This is a genomic window from Bradyrhizobium sp. UFLA05-108 (assembly GCF_059803455.1).
This window is the reverse complement of record NZ_JBANAZ010000171.1, coordinates 1-2276: the sequence shown is the minus strand read 5'-3', so window position 1 is coordinate 2276 and position 2276 is coordinate 1. Positions and strand designations below refer to the sequence as shown.

Sequence of the window (2276 nt, the reverse complement as noted above, 5' to 3'; positions counted from 1 at the left end):
AGGCCTCAAGGAACCCAGCCCCCCGCCGCCCCTTATCCCCGACTTCGTGTAGGCTCACCTCATGGACGACCAAGTCAAAAAGCCGCTTCCCCCGCTCAAGACCTGTCCGATTTGCGGCAAGCCGCAGTCCCAGGCCACCCGCCCGTTCTGCTCCTCGCGCTGCCGAGACGTCGATCTCAACCGCTGGCTCAAGGGCTCCTACGTCATCCCCGGCCGCGACGACGAAACCGACGACGTCGAATAACCAAGTATTATCATATTGTTATATGGTGCGAGGGAGGCGCCCGCCGGCTCCATCCCGGTGCCGCCCCACCTTGTACACAGCCGGGCCGCGCCCGGCGAAACCTTCAGGCGAAGCCGGGTGGACAGGGCGCCTCCAGCCCACTATAAACCGCCCGCTCGATGGGCCTTGGCCCCTCTCTTGGAGCACGCCCAGGTAGCTCAGTTGGTAGAGCATGCGACTGAAAATCGCAGTGTCGGTGGTTCGATTCCGCCCCTGGGCACCACGGCCCTACTAAGGGCCTGATATCCAAGGCCAATCAGCAATATCAACGGCTTATCCGCTCCTCAGTGGTACAGAAGAGTGGTACAAATGCCGTTGGCCATGTCACGTCCGTGGGCATCCAAAAACGGGAATTTATCAGCTCCGGAGAGCAGTCCCGGAGGATCTGCGTGCGCTCGTCGGCAAGCGGGAAGAGAAAGTAAGCCTTCAAACCCGCGATCCCGGTGAGGCTAAGCAGCGGTTTGCGAAGGCGCTTGCTGAGCTAGAGGTTCGCTGGGCCAATTTGCGTGCTGGACCCAAGCCTCTGACCGAGCGTGAGGCGCACCAGTTGGCGGTCACCGAGCATGATCGATGGATCAACGACTTTGGCGATAATCCGAGCCAACAGACGCAATGGGACCTGCGACTTGGCGATTGGCTTTTTGGAGCTCCGCCGAGCGGTCCTCAATCGGTTCTCGCATTATCGTTCGTTCGTTCTGTCGCAGCGTAAAGAGCTACTTGGAAGGCGGTGGAACTTTGGCCGGCTTATCTCGCGAAGTTGCGAGTGATTGGCTCGACGACATGCGCGGGCGGATTGAAATCACCTCAAGGTCCGCCGAGCTCACTCCGCGCGACTTCGCTGCGACGCTAGTCGGATGCATTGTCGGGAACGGCACAGCCAAGGTACTCCATGTCGGTGACGGAGCAGCTGTCTATCGTACGTCTAACTCTGACGAGTGGAGTATCGGCAGCTGGCCGTCTCATGGCGAGTATGCATCCACGACCTATTTTGTAACCGACGATCCCGAGCCGTCGTTTCAGCTGAATGAGATTGATGGCTCTGTGTCTGAGCTCGCTGTCTTCACGGACGGCATTGAGCATCTCGTCCTAAATTTCTCGACGCACAGCGCGTTTCCTCCCTTCTTCAATCAGATGTTCTCCGGCTTCAAACCCGGCCGGAGTGGGAAGAACCGTAACTTGTCACGACATCTCGGCAATTATCTGAATAGTCCGTCGGTGTGCGACAGGACTGATGACGACAAAACACTGTTACTTGCTCGCCGAACCCCAAATGTCGCGTCTCAAGAGCATATTTGATCAGCAGAGGAAGCCGGTCCCGCTTGGTAAGCTGCTGGGACGCGGCGGTGAAGGTGCTGTTTTCGAGATTGTCGGCGAACCGCATCTTGTAGCCAAGATATATCATCCTGATAAGGCGCGGGAGCGGCAGCAAAAGATTGCGGCCATGGTCGCGAGTGGAATTCAGACCAAAGTATCCAATGCGGCGTTTCCGTTATCTCCGCTATACGAGGGCGCCGGTACGTTTGCCGGCTTCACGATGCATCGCATCGGCAAACAAAAGCCCGTTCACCAGCTGTATTCGCCTGCTAGTAGGCGAAATGAATTCCCAAACGCGGACTATAGACTGCTCCTTCGAACCGCACAAAATATCGCGCGTGCGGTTGCCGCTGTGCATTCGACAGGCTGCGTTATCGGCGATCTAAATCACTCGGGTATCTTGGTCGGCGCTGACGCCACCGCGACCCTCATTGACTGCGATTCATTTCAGTTCTCGGCTAACGGGAAGGCGTTCTACTGCGCGGTTGGCGTGCCCGACTACACACCTCCCGAGCTACAGGGGAGATCGCTCGAGAATATAAATCGAACGCCCAACCATGACGCCTTTGGATTGGGCGTAGCTATCTTTAGCTTGCTGTTTCTAGTCTTACTGAGTCAGAAATCCACGGACCAAGCTGGGTGAGAATCGCATATTGAAGGAGATTCAACGCGAGATCGA

General features: G+C 57.2%; 4 protein-coding genes and 1 tRNA gene. All 5 read left to right on the top strand.

The features are described from left to right. Positions 1-61 precede the first annotated feature (61 nt). The 5 genes from yacG (at position 62) to SO140_RS45690 (ending at position 2240) form a co-directional block, all read left to right on the top strand. On the top strand, positions 62-244 hold the full coding sequence (gene yacG, locus SO140_RS45710; protein ID WP_449378137.1) for a DNA gyrase inhibitor YacG: 183 nt from the start codon (positions 62-64) through the stop codon (positions 242-244). A 186-nt stretch (positions 245-430) separates the two neighbouring features. Next, a tRNA-Phe gene (locus tag SO140_RS45705) sits at positions 431-506 on the top strand. Positions 507-527: 21 nt separating this feature from the next. Beyond that, positions 528-992 carry a DUF6538 domain-containing protein gene (locus SO140_RS45700; protein WP_449378260.1) on the top strand — a complete coding sequence of 155 codons (465 nt, stop codon included), beginning with the start codon at positions 528-530 and terminating at the stop codon, positions 990-992. Further along, entirely contained in the window at positions 896-1579 is a 684-nt protein-coding gene (locus SO140_RS45695; protein ID WP_449378136.1) for a PP2C family serine/threonine-protein phosphatase, read from the top strand. Before SO140_RS45700 ends, SO140_RS45695 begins: the two co-directional genes overlap by 97 nt. Beyond that, positions 1554-2240 carry a protein kinase domain-containing protein gene (locus tag SO140_RS45690; RefSeq protein WP_449378135.1) on the top strand — a complete coding sequence of 229 codons (687 nt, stop codon included), beginning with the start codon at positions 1554-1556 and terminating at the stop codon, positions 2238-2240. Before SO140_RS45695 ends, SO140_RS45690 begins: the two co-directional genes overlap by 26 nt. Positions 2241-2276 lie beyond the last annotated feature (36 nt).

Bases quoted from the DNA above. Each gene is read 5' to 3' on its own strand.
- SO140_RS45695 (WP_449378136.1), top strand. From the start codon at position 896: ATGGGACCTGCGACTTGGCGATTGGCTTTTTGGAGCTCCGCCGAGCGG.
- yacG (WP_449378137.1), top strand. From the start codon at position 62: ATGGACGACCAAGTCAAAAAGCCGCTTCCCCCGCTCAAGACCTGTCCG.
- SO140_RS45690 (WP_449378135.1), top strand. From the start codon at position 1,554: ATGTCGCGTCTCAAGAGCATATTTGATCAGCAGAGGAAGCCGGTCCCG.